This is a genomic window from Marisediminicola sp. LYQ134, assembly GCF_046599635.1.
In the GTDB taxonomy this organism is placed as follows: domain Bacteria; phylum Actinomycetota; class Actinomycetes; order Actinomycetales; family Microbacteriaceae; genus Marisediminicola.
Genome location: NZ_JBKIWP010000001.1, coordinates 885,712 through 903,847 on the forward strand (window position 1 = coordinate 885,712; position 18,136 = coordinate 903,847).

The window sequence follows — 18,136 nt, forward strand, 5'->3', positions numbered from 1 at the left end:
CTCCTAGATGTCACTCCCTGCTACCTCCCCGACCGACACCGCTCCGTCGGCGGACGACGCGACGATCACGCCACCCGACGGGACTCCCGTGCAAGCCGGCCCCGTGCCGCGCTCCGACGGGGGATCGAGTTACGTCCCCGTGCAGACGCGATCCGAGCGGTTCGCGTCGACCGATGTCACCCGATTCGAGACGGTGACCAATCGCGATGTCGCGTGGAAGTTCTCCCCGCTCGACAAGCTCACGGGCCTCACCGCCGGTGCGCTCGACGCGAGCGATTGGCCGTTCGACGCCGTGGATGTCGGCTCCGACGTCGCGATCGAGTGGATCGGGCGCAACGACGACCGCATCGGCTCGGCGGGAATACCCGAGGACCGCGCGGCGGCCAACGCGTGGTCGACCTTCGGTCGTGCCCTCGCGGTGACGATCGGCGGCGAGACCCCGCAATCGGTCACCATCACGCGCTCGGAGCTCGGTAGCGGTGCGCGAGCGGCTCACACCGTCATCACGGCACGACCGCACAGCGTCGGAACGGTCTACTTCGAGAACACCGGATCGGCCCTTCTCAGCGAAAACGTCGAGATCGTCGTGGGAGACGGCGCCGACCTCACGGTCGTGAGCGTGCAGCAGTGGGACGACGACGCGGTGCACCTCGCGAGCCACTTCGCCCGTGTCGGTCGCGACGCGCGACTGCGGCACATCGTCGTCTCTCTCGACGGCGACGTCATCCGCATCAATCCCTCCGTGCACCTCGACGCCCCCGGTGGCGACGCCGAGCTCTACGGCGCCTACTTCTCGAGCGCCGGCCAGCACATCGAGCAGCAGGTCTTCGTCGACCACGACGCCGAGAACACCCGCTCCCGCGTGACCTACAAGGGCGCACTGCAGGGAACGGGTGCGCGGTCCGTGTGGATCGGCGACGTCCTCATCCGCCGCTCGGGTGTCGCGACCGACAGCTACGAGCAGAACCGCAACCTCCTGCTCACCGACGGTGCGCGAGCGGACTCGATCCCGAACCTCGAGATCGAGACCGGAGACATCGCGGGAGCCGGACACGCGAGCGCGTCGGGACGATTCGACGACGAGCAGTTGTTCTACCTGCAGGCGCGCGGCATCAGCGAAGACATCGCGAGACGACTCGTCGTCCGCGGGTTCCTCGCCGAGGTCGTGCAGAAGATCCCGTCCCCCGAGCTCGAAGCGCGGCTCGAAGCCGCGATCGAAGCGGCCCTCGTGTCTGAGGAGGCACCCCGATCATGACCGCTGTGAAAATCTGTGACGAGGGCGACCTCGAGGTCGACGCGGCAGTGCGTGTCGTCATCGACGGCCTTCCGATCGCCGTCGTCAAAGACTCGAGCGGAACGGTGCACGCCATCGGCGACACCTGCACCCACGGCGACATCTCGCTCGCCGAGGGGTTCGTCGAGGGCGCGACCCTCGAGTGCTGGGCGCACGGCTCGAAGTTCTCACTCGAGACCGGCAAGCCCATCACCCTCCCGGCCTACGAGCCGGTCCCCGTCTATCCCGTGACCATCGAGGGCGGCGAGGTCTTCATCGACCCCGCCTCGCCCGTCAGCGCGTAACGCCCCGCGACGCGCCGACCACCCAGCCAGAAAGCGACCACCACATGTCTGTTCTCGAAATCACCGACCTGCACGTCAGCGTCGAGACCGAGCAGGGAAACAAGCAGATCCTCAAGGGGGTCGATCTCACCGTCAACGAGGGGGAGATCCACGCCATCATGGGCCCCAACGGGTCGGGCAAGTCCACGCTCGCCTACACGATCGCCGGCCACCCGAAGTATCACGTCGAGGGCGGTTCCGTGAAGCTCGACGGAACCGAGGTGCTCGACATGGCGGTCGACGAGCGTGCCCGCGCCGGCCTCTTCCTCGCGATGCAGTACCCCGTCGAGATCCCCGGCGTCACGGTCTCCAACTTCCTCAGGACGGCGAAGACCGCCCTCGACGGCGAAGCCCCGGCACTCCGCGGCTGGGTCAAGGACGTGCGCGAGTCGATGACGAACCTGCGCATGGACTCGACCTTCGCCGAGCGCAACGTCAACGAGGGGTTCTCCGGCGGTGAGAAGAAGCGCCACGAGATCCTCCAGCTCGAACTGCTCAAGCCCAAGTTCGCGATCCTCGACGAGACCGACTCGGGACTCGACGTCGACGCCCTCAAGATCGTCTCCGAGGGAGTCAACCGCGCGAAGGCCGAGAGCGGACTCGGCCTCCTGCTCATCACGCACTACACGCGCATCCTGCGCTACATCAAGCCCGACTTCGTGCACGTGTTCGTCGACGGCCGTGTCGCCGAGCAGGGCGGTCCCGAGCTCGCCGACCGCCTCGAGAACGAGGGTTACGACCGTTTCATCGCTCCGGCGGTGATCTGAGCGTGGCTGTCGCTCTCGCTCCGGCCCTCTTCGACAAGGTCGAGGAGGCGCTCAAAGACGTCATGGACCCCGAGCTCGGGATCAACATCGTCGACCTCGGGCTCATCTACGACCTCACGTGGGATGACGAGAACGACGCGCTCATCATCAGCATGACCCTCACGTCGGCCGGATGCCCGCTGACCGACGTACTCGAGGAGCAGACCGCCGAGTCGCTCGACGGCATCGTCGACCAGTTCCGCATCAACTGGGTGTGGATGCCGCCGTGGGGCCCCGAGAAGATCACCGACGACGGTCGCGACATGATGCGCGCGCTCGGTTTCAGCATGTAGCTGCTGCGCTCTCGTCGCGGGTGTTCTCACACGGCGCGGCAGCACAACGCAGAAGGGCCCGTCGGTATCGACGGGCCCTTTTGCGTGCGACGACGCGCTAGCGGCGCGTGGTGTTCTCGTCGCGACGCGACAGGAGCGCCCACACCGCGGGGATCGCCGCGGCGGCGAGGGCGGACTTCACGAGACCGCCGATGATGAACGGGTAGAGCCCCGACTGCAGGGTCTGCTCGAGGGTCAATCCGAGGGATGCCGCGAGCCACGGCAGTCCGAAGGCGAACGTCACGACGGTGCCGCCGAGGAACGACAGCGCCGCACCGAGAACACGGCGGTCGCCGGCTCGTTCTGCGACCCAGCCGACGAGCGCCGCGGCGAAGACGAAGCCGATGATGTATCCGCCGGTCGGGCCCGCGACGATCGAGAGGCCAGCGGAACCGTCACTGAAGATCGGCAGACCGACGATGCCGAGCACGGCGTAGAGCACCATCGAGAGAGCACCGCGCACCGCGCCGAGGGTCGACCCGACGAGGAGCACCGCGAGGGTCTGCCCCGTGATCGGAACGGGCCAGAGCGGCACGGCGATCTGCGCGGCGACCGCGGTGACGGCGGCTCCCGTCGCGATGAGAGCGAGGTCACCCGCGCGGCTCCGGGTGACGAGACGGTCGGCGAGGGTGAGGCGCGGCGCCCCGGAGAACGGGGTGTCGAGTGGCGCTGAAGTCATGGGAATGCTCCTCGGTCGGGATGGTCGTGGCACGCATCGATCCCGATGCCTGCGGGCCAGCGGCAGTCAACGTAGACTATAGGGCTGACCCCCTCTTATCGTGCCGTTTCGGCGCGCCCGCCAGCGCGCGGAATCCTCTAGAAGAATCGGACAAACCCTGTGCTCTCCGTACACGACCTCGAGCTCCGCGTCGGCGCGCGCACGCTCATGCAAGGCGTGTCGTTCCGCGTCGACAGCGGTGACAAGATCGGGCTCGTCGGTCGCAACGGCGCCGGCAAGACGACCCTCACCAAGGTGCTCGCGGGCGAGGGGATGCCGACCGACGGTCGCATCGACCGCAGTGGCGAGGTCGGTTACCTCCCTCAGGATCCCCGCTCGGGTAACTCCGAGGACCTCGCTCGCACGCGCATCCTCGACGCCCGTGGCCTCGGCCAGTTGCTCCTCGGGATGGAGACCGCGGCCGCAGACATGGGCAGTGCCAACTCCGCCGTGAGCGAGAAGGCCATGACGAAGTACGGCAACCTGCAGGACCGGTTCCTCGCCCTCGGCGGATACGCGGCCGAGGCGGAAGCGGCGTCGATCGCGAGCAACCTGAGCCTCCCCGATCGCATCCTCGACCAACCACTCTCGACGCTCTCCGGTGGACAGCGCCGTCGCATCGAGCTCGCGCGCATCCTCTTCTCCGGAGCGGACACGATGCTCCTCGACGAGCCGACGAACCACCTCGACGCCGATTCCGTCGTGTGGCTTCGCGACTACCTCAAGTCGTTCCAGGGTGGACTCATCGTGATCAGTCACGATATCGAGCTCGTCGAGGAGACCGTCAACAGGGTCTTCTACCTCGACGCGAATCGCACCGTCATCGACGTCTACAACATGAGCTGGAAGAACTACCTCAAGCAGCGCGCGGCCGACGAGGAGCGACGCAAGAAAGAGCGTGTCAACGTCGAGAAGAAGGCCTCGGTCTTGCAGACGCAGGCGGCCAAGTTCGGAGCGAAAGCCTCGAAAGCCGCCTCCGCCCATCAGATGGTGCGTCGCGCCGAGAAGATGCTCTCGGGCCTCGAAGAGGTGCGCGCGACCGATCGGGTCGCCAAGCTGCGGTTCCCCGAGCCGGCCGCGTGCGGCCGCACGCCGCTCATGGCCTCGAATCTGAGCAAGAGCTACGGCTCGCTCGAGATCTTCACGGCCGTCGATCTCGCAATCGACCGCGGGTCGAAGGTCGTCGTGCTCGGCTTCAACGGTGCCGGAAAGACGACGCTCCTGCGGATGCTCGCGGGCGTCGACGAACCCGACACGGGGCAGATCGAGCCGGGTCACGGATTGCGCATCGGCTACTACGCGCAAGAGCACGAGACCATCGACGTGAAGCGCAGCGTGCTCGAGAACATGGTGTCGTCGTCACCGACGATCACCGAGATGGAAGCGCGTCGCGTGCTCGGCTCGTTCCTGTTCACGGGCGACGATTCGCACAAGCCCGCGGGCGTGCTCTCGGGCGGCGAGAAGACGCGACTCGCTCTCGCGATGATCGTCGTCTCCGGAGCCAACGTGCTGCTCCTCGACGAACCGACCAACAACCTCGACCCCGCAAGCCGCGAGGAGATCCTCGACGCCCTCGCCAACTACGCGGGCGCGGTGGTGCTCGTGAGCCACGACGAGGGAGCGGTCGAAGCGCTCAACCCCGAGCGCGTGCTCATCCTGCCGGACGGCACCGAGGACTTCTGGAACCGCGACTACGCGGATCTCATCAGCCTCGCCTGATCACGCTCGGCGCGAGAGCCTGCTGCGGCGCGATCAGCGCCGATCGGCGCTCTCGAGAATGGCGTCTTCGATGTCGTCGTCGTTCGGCGCGCGCGCGGCACGGCGCTTCTCGCGCTCGGTCGCGCGATCGACCTCGTCGGGATCGTCGGCGTTGACGACGCGGTACTCCTGGCGCAGCGCCCAGCCGAGACCGATGAACCCGAGGACGGCGAACACGAACCACTGCAGGGCGTAGGAGAGGTGGGGACCCTCGTCTCGCACGGGGCGCTGGTTCACGAGCGGGGCCTCGGCGGGCTCGGGGGACTGCGTCGCGACGAGCCCGTAGGCGCCCGTGTAGACGGGGGCGTCGAGTTCGTCGGCGAAGTACTCGAGGTGCACCGTGCGGATCTGGTTGGTGCCCTCGACGCGCTCCGTCGAGCCGAGCACGGGCTCGCCCGCCTTGAGGCGCGCGGAGACCGTGACCTCGCCGGTCGGCGGGGCGGGGATGTCGTCGGGGAGATCCTGCTCGGAGCCCGTCGGCAGCCACCCGCGGTCGACGATGAACACGCTGCCGTCGGTGAGGAGGAACGGCGTGAGCACCTCGAACCCCGGTTGCCCCGAACGCGGTCGATTGCGCACGAGCACCTCCTCGTCGGCGAGGTAGTTGCCCTCGAGAAGCACGGGAAGCCAGCGCTGGTCGTCTTCGAACGAATCGAGGGAGTCGAGAGCCGAGTCGACGGGGATCGGCGAGGCGTCGTAGTTGGTGTCGATGCGATCGATCTCGGCTCGCGCGTCGGCACGACGGGAGAACTGCCACATGCCGAGCATCGAGCACACGATCGCGAACACGACCGTGAGGGCGAGATACCCCGCCCAGCGCTTCGAGAACGCGAAACTCCACCCGCTCACACCGACTCCACCCGATCGAGGGTAACGCCGAGGCGGGTGATCTGCACGGGCATGTCGCGACCGCTCAAGTACTCGCGGAACCACTCGTCGTGCTCGGAGCACGCGAGCCAGACTTTGACGCGCTCGGGACCGTGGATGCGGGGGTTCCGCCAGTTGACCTGCCATTCGGCGTCATTCGAGCACCCGGCGCGCGAGCACCGCGGAGAGCCCTCATCGACAACCCCGCCGAGACCACCGATCACTCGGCTGGTCCGGGTGCCGGAGGAACAGGCCGCGCCACGGGAACGATGCTGCCGGGGCGTTCGACCGTTCCGGCCTGCTCGCCCCCGACGTTCGCGAGCACGACAGCGAAGTACGGGAGCACGATCGCACCGACGGCGACGACGGCGAGCCACCAGCCCGTGACGACGAAACACAGGGCGATGCAGATGAGCCGGATCCCCATGGCGATGAGGTAATTGCGCATCCGGCCGCGCCGAGCATCCGTCGGGGATTTGGGGAGCGAGGTGACCGAGGAGATCACCGTTTGCTTGGCCATGGGTTGCGTTTTCCTGTTCGGCGGAAACCTGCTGTGACCCCTCAACCCTAGGCTTAGGCTTGTGTGAGTTTGCCGGGAGAAGCCCGCACGCGAGGCAGAAGGGCCACCCTCATGACAGACACCACGACCACCGCTCAGACCACCACGGCGACGACCGGACGCACCGTGCTCGTGACGGGCGGCAATCGCGGCATCGGCTACGCGATCGCCGAGCAGTTCGTCGCGCAGGGCCACCGTGTCGCCGTGACCTCGCGCTCGGGCGAAGGCCCGTCCGGAACCCTCACGGTGCGCGCCGAGATGACGGATGCCGCGTCGATCGATGCGGCATTCACCGAGGTCGAAGCGGCCCTCGGGCCCGTCGAGGTCGTCGTGGCCAACGCGGGGATCACTCGCGACACCCTGCTCATGCGCATGAGCGACGACGACTTCACGAGCGTCATCGACACGAACCTCACGGGCGCGTTCCGCGTCGTCAAGCGCGCGTCGAAGGGCATGCTCAAGGCGCGATTCGGTCGCATCGTGCTCGTCTCGAGCGTCGTCGGACTGCTCGGTTCGGCGGGGCAGGTCAACTACGCGGCCTCGAAGAGCGGTCTCATCGGTCTCGCTCGCTCGGTGACGCGCGAACTCGGAGCCCGAGGCATCACCGCGAACGTCGTGGCCCCCGGGTTCATCGAGACGGACATGACCGCCGAACTGCCCGAAGCGCAGCAGGCTGCGTACAAAGCGTCGATCCCCGCGGCGCGCTTCGCTTCCGCGACAGAGGTCGCCAAGGTCATCACGTGGATCTCGGGTGACGACGCCGGCTACATCTCCGGCGCGGTCATCCCCGTCGACGGTGGTCTCGGCATGGGGCACTGACCGCGCGAGGTCAGGGTCGGGGGAGACCCAGCAGGGGGAGCACTTGCGCGAGGTCGCGGACATCCATGATGACGTCGGCCTCGTCTCGCACGGGCGCCTTCGCATCGAAACCGACCGAGAGACCCGTGATCGACATCATCTCGAGGTCGTTCGCACCGTCTCCGACCGCGACGGTCTGGCGTAGCGCGACGCCGCAGTCGGACGCCCACTCCGTGACGGTGTCGGCCTTCGCGCGCGCATCGATGATGTCGCCCCTGACCCGACCGGTGAGAAAACCGTCGGCGACCTCGAGTCGGTTCGCTCTCCAGTAATCGAGTCCGAGCCTCTCGGCGAGAGTGTCGACGATCTCGTGGAACCCTCCCGAGACGACGCCCACGAAACCGCCGGCACGGTGCACGCCGGCGACGAGCTCCTCGACCCCGCGCGTGACCGTGACCCTGTCGAGCACGGCGGCGAACGCAGTCTCGGGGAGCCCGGCGAGCGTCGCGACGCGCGCCTCGAGACTCGCCGCGAAATCGAGCCGACCGTTCATGGCCTCGCTCGTGATCGTCGCGACAGCGTCGAGAGCGCCGGCCTCCGCCGCGAGGAGCTCGATGACCTCGTCTTCGATGAGCGTCGAGTCGACGTCGAGAACCACGAGGAAGGGGGCCATGGGGGAGAGCTTTCGATCGGATGCGCCCCGGGAGGCACGAGCGGTCAGGAGACGTGAACGCCCTTGCCCACGACGGTGATTCCGGAGTCGGTCACGGTGAAACCGCGAGCCCGATCGGCGTCGGCATCGAGGCCGACCGACGCGCCCGCAGCCACGACGACTTCCTTGTCGAGGATAGCCCGGCGGATCTCCGCTCCGGGCCCGATGCGCACGCGATCGAAGACGATCGAATCGATGACCTTCGCGCCCCCGCCGATGGTCGCCCAGGGGCCGAGCACGCTGCGCTCGATGTGCGCTCCGGAGAGCACCGAGCCGAGCGACACGATCGAGTCGATCGTCGTGCCAAGGTTGCCGCTCGAGTCGCGCACGAACTTCGCGGGCGGGGCGTTGAGCTGCTGATTGAAGATGGGCCACTCGTTGTTGTAGAGATTGAAGATCGGGAGCGCCGAGATGAGGTCCTGGTGCGCGTCGAAGAACGAGTCGATCGTTCCGACATCGCGCCAGTAGTAGCGATCGCGATCGGTCGCGCCCGGAACCTCGTTGCGGTTGAGGTCGTAGACCGCGGCATCCCCCTGCGAGACGAACCACGGCACGATGTCGCCGCCCATGTCGTGGTTCGACGACGCGAGGTCACCGTCGCGGATGACCGCGTCCATGAGCACGTCGGCGTTGAAGATGTAGTTGCCCATCGAGGCGAGCACCTCGTCGGGGGAGTCGGCGAGGCCGACGGCATCCTTCGGCTTCTCGAGGAAGGCCTTGATGCGCGTGGGGTCGTCGGGGCTCACCTCGATGACGCCGAACTGGTCGGCGAGGGAGATCGGCTGTCGGATCGCCGCGACGGTGACACCGGCCCCCGACTCGATGTGCGCCTCGATCATCTCGGCGAAGTCCATGCGGTAGACGTGGTCGGCACCGACGACGACGACGATGTCGGGCTTCTCGTCGCGGAGGAGGTTGAGGCTCTGCAGGATCGCGTCGGCCGAGCCGGCGAACCAGCGCTTGCCGAGCCTCTGCTGGGCGGGCACAGACGCGACGTAGGAGTTCGTGAGGCCCGAGAGGCGCCAGGTCTGCGAGACGTGGCGGTCGAGGCTGTGCGACTTGTACTGCGTCAAGACGACGATCTGGCGCATCCCCGAGTTGATGAGGTTGGAGAGCGCGAAGTCGATGAGACGGTAATTGCCTCCGAACGGAACCGCGGGCTTGGCCCGGTCGGCCGTGAGGGGCATGAGCCGCTTTCCTTCGCCACCGGCGAGGACTATCCCGAAGATCTTCTTTGATGCCATTCCCCAACCCTAGATGGCCGCGGCGAGCGTGTGTACTAGCGTTCACCTCGTGAGAGTCGATCTGATCACCAGGGAATATCCACCCGAGGTCTACGGCGGTGCCGGTGTGCACGTCGCAGAGCTCGTCTCCGCGCTGCGACCGAGCCGCGATGTCGTGGTGAGGTGCTTCGGCGCCCCGCGGGACGAGCCGGATGTGCACTCCTACCTCGTGCCGACCGAGCTCGCGGGCGCGAACCCCGCCCTCGCGACCCTCGGCGTCGACCTGCAGATCGCGCAGGACGTGTCGGGTGCCGACCTCGTGCACTCGCACACCTGGTACGCCAACGGTGCCGGTCATCTCGCGTCGATGCTCCACGGCATCCCTCACGTCGTCACGGCACACAGCCTCGAGCCGCTGAGGCCGTGGAAGGCCGAGCAGCTCGGCGGCGGGTACCGCGTGTCGAGCTGGATCGAGAGCACCGCGTTCCACGCCGCCGACGCGGTCATCGCGGTGAGCAACGGCATGCGCGAGGACATCTTGCGCTCCTACCCGAGGCTCGACGAATCGAAGGTCTCCGTCGTCTACAACGGCATCGACCTCGACCGCTGGCGTCCCGTCGACGATCCCGAGCTCGTGCGGTCGCTCGGCATCGACCCCGATCGACCCTCGGTCGTGTTCGTTGGTCGCATCACGCGCCAGAAGGGCCTGCCCTACCTCTTGCGCGCCGCCAAACTCCTGCCGCCCGACGTGCAGCTCATCCTGTGCGCCGGCGCTCCCGACACCCCGGAGATCCTCGCCGAGGTCGAAGCCGGTGTCGCGGAACTCGCGACCGGGCGCACGGGCGTCGTGTGGATCGACCGGATGCTGAGCCAGCACGAGCTCTCGGCCGTGCTGAGCGTCGCGACGACCTTCGTGTGCCCGTCCGTGTACGAGCCCCTCGGCATCGTCAACCTCGAGGCGATGGCGTGCGGTGCCGCCGTCGTCGGCACAGGGACCGGCGGGATCCCCGAGGTCGTCGCCGACGGCGTCACGGGGCGCATCGTGCCGATCGACCAGGAGCAGGACGGCACGGGAACGCCCACCGACCCCGAGAAGTTCGTGCGCGATCTCGCGGCGACCCTCACCGAGGTCGTGAGCGACCCCGCGGCCGCGAAAGCCTACGGAACCGCCGGGCGGCAACGGGCCGAGCGCGAGTTCGGGTGGGACCGCATCGCGACCGAGACCGGCCGCATCTACGACTCGCTCGTCTAGCCGATCCCGCCCTCGCCGAGCGGGCCCCGCGGCGTGCGGAGACACGCAGGGGAGTTGGCCTAGGGTTGGAGAATGGCGCGCGTTCTGCAACTGTCCGATGTCTCCGTGGTGAGGGGTGGCAGCGCCATCCTCGATTCCCTGTCGTGGGAGGTCGACGACGACCAGCGCTGGGTGATCCTCGGGCCGAACGGTGCGGGCAAGACGACGCTCCTCCAGGTTGCCGCGGCCATGCTGCACCCCAGTTCGGGAACCGCGCTCGTGCTCGACGACACCATCGGCAAGACCGACCTCTTCGAGTTGCGCCCGCGCATCGGGTTCGCCTCGACGGCGATGGCGCGTCGCATCCCCGCCGACGAGATCGTGCTCGACGTCGTCTTGACCGCCGCCTACGCCGTCACGGGTCGCTGGACCGAGAGCTACGATGATGTCGACACCCGCCGCGCTCAGCGCGTGCTCGCCGAGTGGAAGCTCTCCGACCTCGAGTCGCGTCGCTTCGGCGACCTGAGCGACGGCGAGCAGAAGCGCGTGCAGATCGCGCGGTCGGTCATGACCGACCCCGAGCTCCTGCTGCTCGACGAGCCCGCCGCGAGCCTCGACCTCGGTGCTCGTGAGGAGCTGCTCCAGATTCTCGGGGGATACGCGAGTTCGGCCGAATCGCCCGCGATCGTCATGGTCACGCACCACGTCGAAGAGATCCCCGTCGGATTCACCCACGCCCTCGTGCTCGGCGACGGTGCCATCACGGCATCCGGGCCGCTCGGCGACGTCATCACCTCCGAGACACTCTCGTCGGCGTTCGGCCTCGAGCTCGTCGTCGAGGAGCACGCGGGCCGCTTCACCGCCCGCGCCGCCTGATCGACGGAGATCGACTCGCGCTCCTCCCGGGCACCCGTCTTCTGGTAACATCGGTGGTTGGCCTATGGCCCGAAAACTTTCCACCTCCTCGCACTCACCAACCCAAGGAATGACCATGAAGTCTGACATCCACCCCACGTACTCGCCCGTCGTGTTCCGCGACCTCGCGTCGGGGGCGACGTTCCTCACGCGGTCGACTGTCGGCAGCGCGAAGACGATCGAGTGGGAAGACGGCAACACCTACCCCGTCATCGACGTCGAGATCTCCTCGGAGTCGCACCCGTTCTACACGGGCAAGCAGCGCATCATGGACTCGGCCGGCCGCGTCGAGAAGTTCAACACCCGCTACAAGGGCTTCGGTTCCTGAGCACCAGACATCTGCGGAAGGGCGATCGGCGAAAGCCGGTCGCCCTTCTTGTTTGCCCGGTCGCCCCGCGTCGCCGCAGAACGAGTCAGCGCTCGGGCCAGCCCCCGTGCGAGACGAAGTCGGGGTCTTTCGTGCGCCTCATGTATTCCTGAAAGCTCGCCGCCTGATCGGAACACCACTGCGATTGCTTCGCGTGCAACTCGGCGAGATCCTCGCCGAGCTCGGCGGAGAACTTGCGCGCGATTGCCTGGGCGACCCGGCCCGCCGCGATGGCGTCCGCTGACGCGTCGTGAGCGTCGGTGAGCTCGACACCGTAGACGGATGCGGCGACCTCGAGCGTGCGCTTGCCCTTGCGATAGGTGTCCATCGCTCGATCGAGCACGAGAGGGTCGATGATCGGCGCGGGGGAGTCGAGTGGCGGCACGCCGTGCCGTGTCGCCTCCCGGTTGAGGAGCGTGAGATCGTATGGCGCGTTGTAGATCGTCACCGGCACGCGCTGAGCCAGAAGAGCTCGCAGAACCTCGACGATCTCGGCGACGACCTCAGCGGCTGGCCGCCCCTCGGCGCGTGCCCGCTCGGTCGTGATGCCGTGCACGGCGCTCGCTTGCGCGGGTATCTCGATCCCCGGGTCGGCGAGCCACTCCACGCCCGTCGCGACACCGTCGGCGTCGATCACGCCGACGTACGCCGAGACGATGCGGCTCGACTCGACATCGATTCCGGTCGTCTCGAGATCGAAGACGCCGAGCCGCTCGAACCAGGGTGCTGTCACACCCGCACCCTACGGTCGGCCACCGGCACCGGACGGCGTGCCGAGGTGCAGCCAGTAGAAGCTCTGGGTCGCGAGGGTGAGGTCGATCGTGCCGTTCTCGCTCACGGTCGGAAACTCGCCGCCGCCGAAGAGATCCCACGTGGCCGAACCCTCGAATCCCGGAACGGTGATCGACACCGACACGGGGTTGTGGGCGAAGCTGAAGACGCACAGCACGTCTTCGGGCGAGTCGCCGAACTGGGTGCCCGAGCCGCCGTAGGAGCGCACGAACGCGAGCACCGACTCGTGCGAGGTCTCGAGCACCGTGAGGGTTCCGAGGCCGAAGGTGGGGTGTGCCTTACGCACGTGGATGACGTTGCGCACCCAGTGCAGGAGCGACCGCGACTGCGCGAGCTGCGATTCGACGTTGATGAGGTTGTAGTTGTAGACGAGCGACTGCACGACCGGGAGGAAGAGCTTTCCGGGATCGGCCGTCGAGAACCCCGCGTTGCGGTCGGGGGTCCACTGCATGGGCGTGCGCGAGCTGTCGCGGTCGGGCAACCAGATGTTGTCGCCCATGCCGATCTCGTCGCCGTAGTAGAGGAACGGGCTGCCCGGGAGCGAGAACAGGAGCGCGTGAGCGAGCTCGAGCTCGGCGCGCGAGTTGTCGAGGAGAGGAGCGAGGCGCCGGCGGATGCCGATGTTCGATCGCATGCGCGGGTCGTAGGCGTACCAGCCGTACATCGCCTGGCGGTACTCCTCGGAGACCATCTCGAGGGTGAGCTCGTCGTGGTTGCGGAGGAAGACGCCCCACCCGGCGTTGTCGGGGATGTCGAGGGTCTCGGAGAGCACGCTGATCAGTTCGCCGGCGTGCTGCGAGCGCAGCGAGTAGAAGATGCGGGGCATGACGGGGAAGTCGAATGCCATGTGGCACTCCGGCTCCTCCTCGGTGCCGAAGAACGCGGCGACCTCGCGCGGCCACTGGTTGGCCTCGGCGATGAGGATGCGGCCGGGGTAGTCCCGGTCGACCATCTCGCGCAACTGCTTGATGAACTCGTGGGTCTCGGGTTCGCCCTCGCCGTTGCCACCCTCGGTCTCGAACAGGTAGGGGATGGCGTCGAGCCGCATTCCGTCGACCCCGAGGTCCATCCAGAACCGCACGGTGTCGAATACGGCCTCGCGCACACCCTCGTTCTCGAAGTTGAGGTCGGGCTGGTGCGAGAAGAACCTGTGGAAGAAGAACTGTCGACGGATGGGGTCGAACGTCCAGTTCGACTCTTCGGTGTCGACGAAGATGACGCGGATGTTCGCGTAGCCCTCGTCGGTGTCACGCCACACGTAGTAGTCGCCGAACGGGCCGTCGGGATCGGACCTCGACTGCTGGAACCAGTCGTGCTGATCGGATGTGTGGTTGAGCGGGTAGTCGATGACGATGCGCATGTTGCGCTCGTGGGCCTTCGTGACGAGGTCTTTGAACTCGTCGAGAGTTCCGAACTCGGGCAGGATCGACCGGAAATCCGACACGTCGTATCCGCCGTCGCGCAGCGGCGAGTTGTAGAACGGCGGAAGCCAGAGGGCGTCGATTCCGAGCCACTGGAGGTAGTCGAGCTTGCCGATGAGCCCCTGCAGATCACCCGCGCCGTCACCATTGCTGTCGACGAACGACCGCACCATGACCTCGTAGAAGACGGCTCGTCGATACCACTGGGGGTCGAGGGTCAGACCGGGCAGTTGGATGGGGGCGGTAAAGCTCACGTTCGTCCTCTCGACCAGACGGTCGCTATTAATGCATTCGTAACGAGTCTAGGAGGGGATCGAGCGCGATCGGACTGCCGCCGTCCCTATGCTGGACACCGATGTCACCCGAATCCCCGTACGCGCCCCTTCTCGCCTCGATTCCCCTCACCGTCAGCGAGGTCTCCGTGCTCGGAAGTCGCACGAGATATTGGGTCTACAGTCCCGCCGACGCCGAGCGGACGGTCGTCATCGTGCACGGCTACCGCGGCGAGCACCACGGGATCGAGCCGATCATCGCCAACCTCCCCGGCGTGCGCTTCGTCAGCCCCGACCTCCCCGGTTTCGGCGAGTCGACCCCGCTCACCGAGACCGACCACTCCGTCGCCGGATACTCGGCGTGGCTGGTCGCGTTCGTCGACGCTCTCGAGCTCGAGGCCGCCCCCATCGTTCTCGGGCACTCGTTCGGGTCGATCGTCGTGTCTCACGCCGTCGCGGGCGGCATGCGGCCGCTCGCGCTCATCCTCGTCAACCCCATCGCGACCTCGGGCCTCAAGGGGCCGCGCCAGTGGCTCACGGGTCTCACGGTCTTCTACTACGGCCTCGCCAAGAAGCTCCCGGCCCGGTGGGGTCGCCGATTGCTCGGCAGCTGGGTCATCGTGCAGCTCATGAGCTCGAGCATGGCCAAGACGAAAGACCGGGCGCTCCGCCGTTGGATCCACCGGGAGCACCACACCTACTTCAGCAGGTTCGCGTCGCGCGACGTCGTCGTCGAGGGCTTCGCCGCGAGCATCAGTGCCGATGTGAGCGAGTTCGCCGCGCAGATCACGGTGCCGACGCTCCTCGTCGCCGCGCGACTCGACGACATCACTCCCGTCGAGGCCCAGTACGACCTCACCGAGGCGATCGCGGGGTCAACCCTCGTCGTGCTCGACGACGTCGGACACCTCATCCACTACGAGGTGCCCGAGCTCGCGGCTTCCGCGATCACCGACTTCCTCGACACCCTCCCGGCATCGTGAAGATCCTCTTCGACTGTCGCTACACGCGCATCGGTCGGCACGACGGTATCAGCCGCTACACCGCGGGACTCGTCGAGGCGTTCTCGCGGCTGCACCCGGTGACGATGATGATCAGCGACGAACGCCAACTCGTGATGCTGCCCGACCTCCCGTGGGTCAAGATCCGCTCGGCGACGAGCCTCCTCGAACCGTGGGTGGCTCTGCAGATCAACCGGCACGACCCGGATGTCGTCTACAGCCCCATGCAGACGGTGGGGTCGGCGCACCGCAGGTTCCGCCTCATCCTCACCCTCCACGACATGGTCTTCTATCGCACGCGGAAGCCGCCGCGGGAGTTCAGTTGGATCGTGCGCACGATCTGGTGGGGGTATCACCTCACCTACGTTCCGCAGCGGATGGCGCTCAATCGCGGCGAGGCCGTCGTAACCGGTTCGTACAACTGCGAGCGCGAGATGAACGAGGTCTCGCTCACGGCGAGGCCGATCACGGTCATCCGCCCCGGTGTCGACGCCCTCGACCTCCCGCCGCGCGACCACGACGAGGCGAAGACGCTCGTCTACATGGGCACGTTCATGCCGAACAAGAACGTCGAGACACTCGTGCGCGGAATGGCCTCGCTGCCCGGATACCGCCTGCACCTCTTGAGCCGCATCGACGACGCGACGCGTGAGCGCCTCGCCGCCCTCGCGCCCCAGGGTGCCGTCGTCTTCGAGAACGGCGTCTCCGACGAGAGATACCTCGAGTTGCTGCGCTCCTCGACGGCGATGGTGTCCGCGTGCCTCGACGAGGGTTTCGGCATCCCCCTCATCGAAGCCCTCGCCGCCGCGACACCGCTCGTCGTGAGCGACATCCCCGTCTTCCGCGAGGTGGGCGGAGACGCCGCGAGCTTCTTCGAACCCCTCGACCCCGCCGCGTTCGCTCGCGCCGTGATCGAACTGGATCGCCCCGGGGTGTGGGAGGCGGCGTCGCTCCGCGCTCACGCGCACGCGGCCGACTTCTCGTGGGACGAATCGGCCGCTCGCCTCCTCGCGCTCGTCGAGACGCTGCCGGAGCGCCGCCGCGCGTGGTGGAGGCCGCGGCGTTCGCGCTCCCGCGCGCGCACGGCCACTCCCGTGGGCTAGGCGTACTGAGTCGGTACAGCTAGGCGTCGCGCGCGGCGACCGGGTTCTGCTCGACGAAGTCCTCGGCTCCGGGGTCGATCGACTCGAGCTCGAGAGGATCGTCGAACTCGAGGAGCCGCACGCCGCCACCGTCGAATCGGAAGCTATGCACCGAACCATTGGTGATGGGGATGCCGCGCAACTCGCGCACGTCGGGCTCGACGGTGTTGACGAGCGCGCGGATGACGCCTCCGTGCGTCACGACGATGATCCTCTGTCGCGGCCGACCCGCGGCCAGCGCGGTGAGCGCCGGGAGCGCCCGCGCCACGACCTGCTCGCGAGACTCCCGCCCGGGAACCGTCACCCCCGCGGGAAAACGCTCGTCGAGGGTGAGGTAGTCGAGGCCCTCGGCTTCGCCGTACGCCCGCTCGACGATCGCGTCGAGCCTCTCGGGCGAGGGAGCGCCGGCGGCCTCGGCGATGATCGTCGCCGTCTCCCACGCGCGCGACAGCGGGCTCGCGACGACGGCGTGCCACGAGCGGCGGGCGAGCAGTCGGCCCGTGCGAGCCGCTTGCGCGCGACCGGTGTCGTTGAGGGGGATGTCGGTGCTTCCCTGCACGCGACGCGCGGCGTTCCAGTCGGTCTCGCCGTGGCGCACGAGGTAGAGGTCGGTCACGAGGCGAACTCGCGCACGAGTCGCTCGAGCGACTCCGATGTTCCCCCGTCGACTTTCACGGTCGCGCGGGAATCGCCGCGCGTCTCGCCGCGATTGATGATGACGATGGGGAGCTTGCGCTTGGCCGCCTGGTCGAGCAAGCGGATGCCCGAGTTCACGACGAGCGACGACCCCGCGATGAGGAGGGCATCGGCCGCGAGCATGAGCGCCGTCGCCTCCTTGAACCTCTCTGTCGGGATGAACTCGCCGAAGAAGACGATGTCGGGTTTGAGGACACCCCCGCACACGGTGCACGTGGGCGTGACGAAGCGGTCGATCTCGTCGACGACGACATCGCCGTCGGGGCCGAGCTCGACGGCGTCGGGGGCGTCGAGCCACGTGTTCGCCTCGGCGATGCGCTGCGCGACATCCGACCGGGAGAAGCTCTGACCGCACGAGAGGCAGCGCACCCGATCCATCGTGCCGTGGAGGTCGACGACGTGTTGCGAGCCAGCCCGCACGTGCAATCCGTCGACGTTCTGGGTCATGACACCGTTGACGACCCCCGCGCTCTCGAGCCGGGCGATCGCCGTGTGCCCCGCATTGGGCCGGGCGCCGTCGAATCTCTTCCAGCCGAGGTGGCTTCCCGCCCAGTACCTCTTGCGATAGTCGGCGTCTTTGACGAACTGCTGGAACGTCATGGGGTTGCGGGGGAGCGCGCCCGCTCCGCGATAGTCGGGGATGCCCGAGTCGGTGCTGACGCCGGCGCCCGTGAGAACCGCGACGGTGCGCCCGCGCAAGGCATCGACCGCGAGATCGAGGGCGGTCGGATCGGGGGCTGCGGGAACGCCGGGAGACGAGTCGGCCGGGCCGCCGAGAGCGTCGATCGTCGACATCCGTTCCTTCCGTGTGCGTCGCCGGCGTCGGGCGATTCGCCTCGAGCACCGGTGTGCCTACAGGATAGACACTCGAAGCTCAACACGAGGCGAGCCGCGGATGTTCCTCGCCGA

At 67.6% G+C, this 18,136-nt stretch carries 21 protein-coding genes; 11 read left to right on the forward strand and 10 right to left on the reverse strand.

Annotated features, from left to right (window positions below):
* Positions 1–7: 7 nt before the first annotated feature.
* The 4 genes from sufD to ACLHIH_RS04315 are packed head-to-tail and all read left to right on the forward strand — an operon-like array spanning position 8 to position 2,716.
* Positions 8–1,255: a Fe-S cluster assembly protein SufD gene (sufD, locus tag ACLHIH_RS04300; RefSeq protein WP_411315466.1), complete on the forward strand. Its 1,248-nt coding sequence runs from the start codon at positions 8–10 to the stop codon at positions 1,253–1,255.
* Positions 1,252–1,578 (forward strand): non-heme iron oxygenase ferredoxin subunit, encoded by a 327-nt coding sequence (locus ACLHIH_RS04305; protein ID WP_411315467.1) that lies wholly within the window; start codon positions 1,252–1,254, stop codon positions 1,576–1,578. Before sufD ends, ACLHIH_RS04305 begins: the two co-directional genes overlap by 4 nt.
* Positions 1,579–1,622: 44 nt before the next feature.
* On the forward strand, positions 1,623–2,384 hold the full coding sequence (gene sufC, locus ACLHIH_RS04310) for a Fe-S cluster assembly ATPase SufC (protein ID WP_411315468.1): 762 nt from the start codon (positions 1,623–1,625) through the stop codon (positions 2,382–2,384).
* 2 nt (positions 2,385–2,386) lie between these two features.
* Positions 2,387–2,716 carry a metal-sulfur cluster assembly factor gene (locus tag ACLHIH_RS04315; RefSeq protein WP_411315469.1) on the forward strand — a complete coding sequence of 110 codons (330 nt, stop codon included), beginning with the start codon at positions 2,387–2,389 and terminating at the stop codon, positions 2,714–2,716.
* A gap of 97 nt (positions 2,717–2,813) precedes the next feature.
* Here ACLHIH_RS04315 and ACLHIH_RS04320 read toward each other — a convergent pair whose 3' ends face one another.
* Positions 2,814–3,434: a biotin transporter BioY gene (locus ACLHIH_RS04320; RefSeq protein WP_411315470.1), complete on the reverse strand. Its 621-nt coding sequence runs from the start codon at positions 3,432–3,434 to the stop codon at positions 2,814–2,816.
* A gap of 159 nt (positions 3,435–3,593) precedes the next feature.
* Here ACLHIH_RS04320 and ACLHIH_RS04325 point away from each other — a divergent pair, with 159 nt between their 5' ends.
* Positions 3,594–5,192, forward strand: a complete 1,599-nt coding sequence (locus tag ACLHIH_RS04325) for an ABC-F family ATP-binding cassette domain-containing protein (protein ID WP_411315471.1) — start codon at positions 3,594–3,596, stop codon at positions 5,190–5,192.
* Positions 5,193–5,225: 33 nt separating this feature from the next.
* Here ACLHIH_RS04325 and ACLHIH_RS04330 read toward each other — a convergent pair whose 3' ends face one another.
* The 3 genes from ACLHIH_RS04330 to ACLHIH_RS04340 are packed head-to-tail and all read right to left on the reverse strand — an operon-like array spanning position 5,226 to position 6,618.
* Positions 5,226–6,080, reverse strand: a complete 855-nt coding sequence (locus tag ACLHIH_RS04330; protein WP_411315472.1) for an SURF1 family protein — start codon at positions 6,078–6,080, stop codon at positions 5,226–5,228.
* Entirely contained in the window at positions 6,077–6,322 is a 246-nt protein-coding gene (locus tag ACLHIH_RS04335; protein WP_411315473.1) for a hypothetical protein, read from the reverse strand. Before ACLHIH_RS04335 ends, ACLHIH_RS04330 begins: the two co-directional genes overlap by 4 nt.
* Positions 6,319–6,618: a DUF3099 domain-containing protein gene (locus ACLHIH_RS04340; RefSeq protein ID WP_411315474.1), complete on the reverse strand. Its 300-nt coding sequence runs from the start codon at positions 6,616–6,618 to the stop codon at positions 6,319–6,321. The genes ACLHIH_RS04335 and ACLHIH_RS04340 overlap by 4 nt, the downstream gene beginning before the upstream one ends.
* Positions 6,619–6,729: 111 nt before the next feature.
* Between ACLHIH_RS04340 and fabG the strand changes: the two genes are divergently transcribed.
* Positions 6,730–7,476, forward strand: a complete 747-nt coding sequence (fabG, locus tag ACLHIH_RS04345) for a 3-oxoacyl-ACP reductase FabG (protein WP_411315475.1) — start codon at positions 6,730–6,732, stop codon at positions 7,474–7,476.
* Positions 7,477–7,486: 10 nt separating this feature from the next.
* Here fabG and serB read toward each other — a convergent pair whose 3' ends face one another.
* Together serB and ACLHIH_RS04355 are read right to left on the reverse strand one after the other, a co-directional pair.
* Positions 7,487–8,128, reverse strand: a complete 642-nt coding sequence (gene serB / locus ACLHIH_RS04350; protein ID WP_411315476.1) for a phosphoserine phosphatase SerB — start codon at positions 8,126–8,128, stop codon at positions 7,487–7,489.
* 44 nt (positions 8,129–8,172) lie between these two features.
* On the reverse strand, positions 8,173–9,411 hold the full coding sequence (locus ACLHIH_RS04355) for a glucose-1-phosphate adenylyltransferase (protein WP_411315477.1): 1,239 nt from the start codon (positions 9,409–9,411) through the stop codon (positions 8,173–8,175).
* Between the two features lie 49 nt (positions 9,412–9,460).
* Between ACLHIH_RS04355 and glgA the strand changes: the two genes are divergently transcribed.
* The 3 genes from glgA (at position 9,461) to ACLHIH_RS04370 (ending at position 11,864) form a co-directional block, all read left to right on the forward strand.
* Positions 9,461–10,642 carry a glycogen synthase gene (glgA, locus tag ACLHIH_RS04360; protein WP_411315478.1) on the forward strand — a complete coding sequence of 394 codons (1,182 nt, stop codon included), beginning with the start codon at positions 9,461–9,463 and terminating at the stop codon, positions 10,640–10,642.
* Positions 10,643–10,714: 72 nt separating this feature from the next.
* Positions 10,715–11,497: an ABC transporter ATP-binding protein gene (locus ACLHIH_RS04365; RefSeq protein ID WP_411315479.1), complete on the forward strand. Its 783-nt coding sequence runs from the start codon at positions 10,715–10,717 to the stop codon at positions 11,495–11,497.
* A gap of 115 nt (positions 11,498–11,612) precedes the next feature.
* Positions 11,613–11,864, forward strand: coding sequence for a type B 50S ribosomal protein L31 (locus ACLHIH_RS04370; RefSeq protein WP_411315480.1), 252 nt, complete (start codon positions 11,613–11,615; stop codon positions 11,862–11,864).
* An 85-nt stretch (positions 11,865–11,949) separates the two neighbouring features.
* Here the strand turns inward: ACLHIH_RS04370 and ACLHIH_RS04375 are convergent, their stop codons facing one another.
* Together ACLHIH_RS04375 and treS are read right to left on the reverse strand one after the other, a co-directional pair.
* Positions 11,950–12,636, reverse strand: coding sequence for a 3'-5' exonuclease (locus tag ACLHIH_RS04375; protein ID WP_411315481.1), 687 nt, complete (start codon positions 12,634–12,636; stop codon positions 11,950–11,952).
* Positions 12,637–12,645: 9 nt separating this feature from the next.
* Complete coding sequence (gene treS / locus ACLHIH_RS04380) at positions 12,646–14,370, reverse strand: maltose alpha-D-glucosyltransferase (RefSeq protein ID WP_411315482.1); 1,725 nt, start codon at positions 14,368–14,370, stop codon at positions 12,646–12,648.
* Positions 14,371–14,471: 101 nt separating this feature from the next.
* Here treS and ACLHIH_RS04385 point away from each other — a divergent pair, with 101 nt between their 5' ends.
* A complete protein-coding gene (locus tag ACLHIH_RS04385) occupies positions 14,472–15,371 on the forward strand; it encodes an alpha/beta fold hydrolase (RefSeq protein ID WP_411315483.1) in 900 nt (299 codons plus the stop codon).
* On the forward strand, positions 15,368–16,492 hold the full coding sequence (locus tag ACLHIH_RS04390; protein ID WP_411315484.1) for a glycosyltransferase family 4 protein: 1,125 nt from the start codon (positions 15,368–15,370) through the stop codon (positions 16,490–16,492). The genes ACLHIH_RS04385 and ACLHIH_RS04390 overlap by 4 nt, the downstream gene beginning before the upstream one ends.
* Before the next feature lie 19 nt (positions 16,493–16,511).
* On the opposite strand, the gene ACLHIH_RS04395 is transcribed toward ACLHIH_RS04390, so the two are convergent.
* Together ACLHIH_RS04395 and ACLHIH_RS04400 are read right to left on the reverse strand one after the other, a co-directional pair.
* Positions 16,512–17,147 (reverse strand): histidine phosphatase family protein, encoded by a 636-nt coding sequence (locus tag ACLHIH_RS04395; protein ID WP_411315485.1) that lies wholly within the window; start codon positions 17,145–17,147, stop codon positions 16,512–16,514.
* Entirely contained in the window at positions 17,144–18,022 is an 879-nt protein-coding gene (locus tag ACLHIH_RS04400; RefSeq protein ID WP_411315486.1) for a Sir2 family NAD-dependent protein deacetylase, read from the reverse strand. The genes ACLHIH_RS04395 and ACLHIH_RS04400 overlap by 4 nt, the downstream gene beginning before the upstream one ends.
* Between the last annotated feature and the right edge of the window lie 114 nt (positions 18,023–18,136).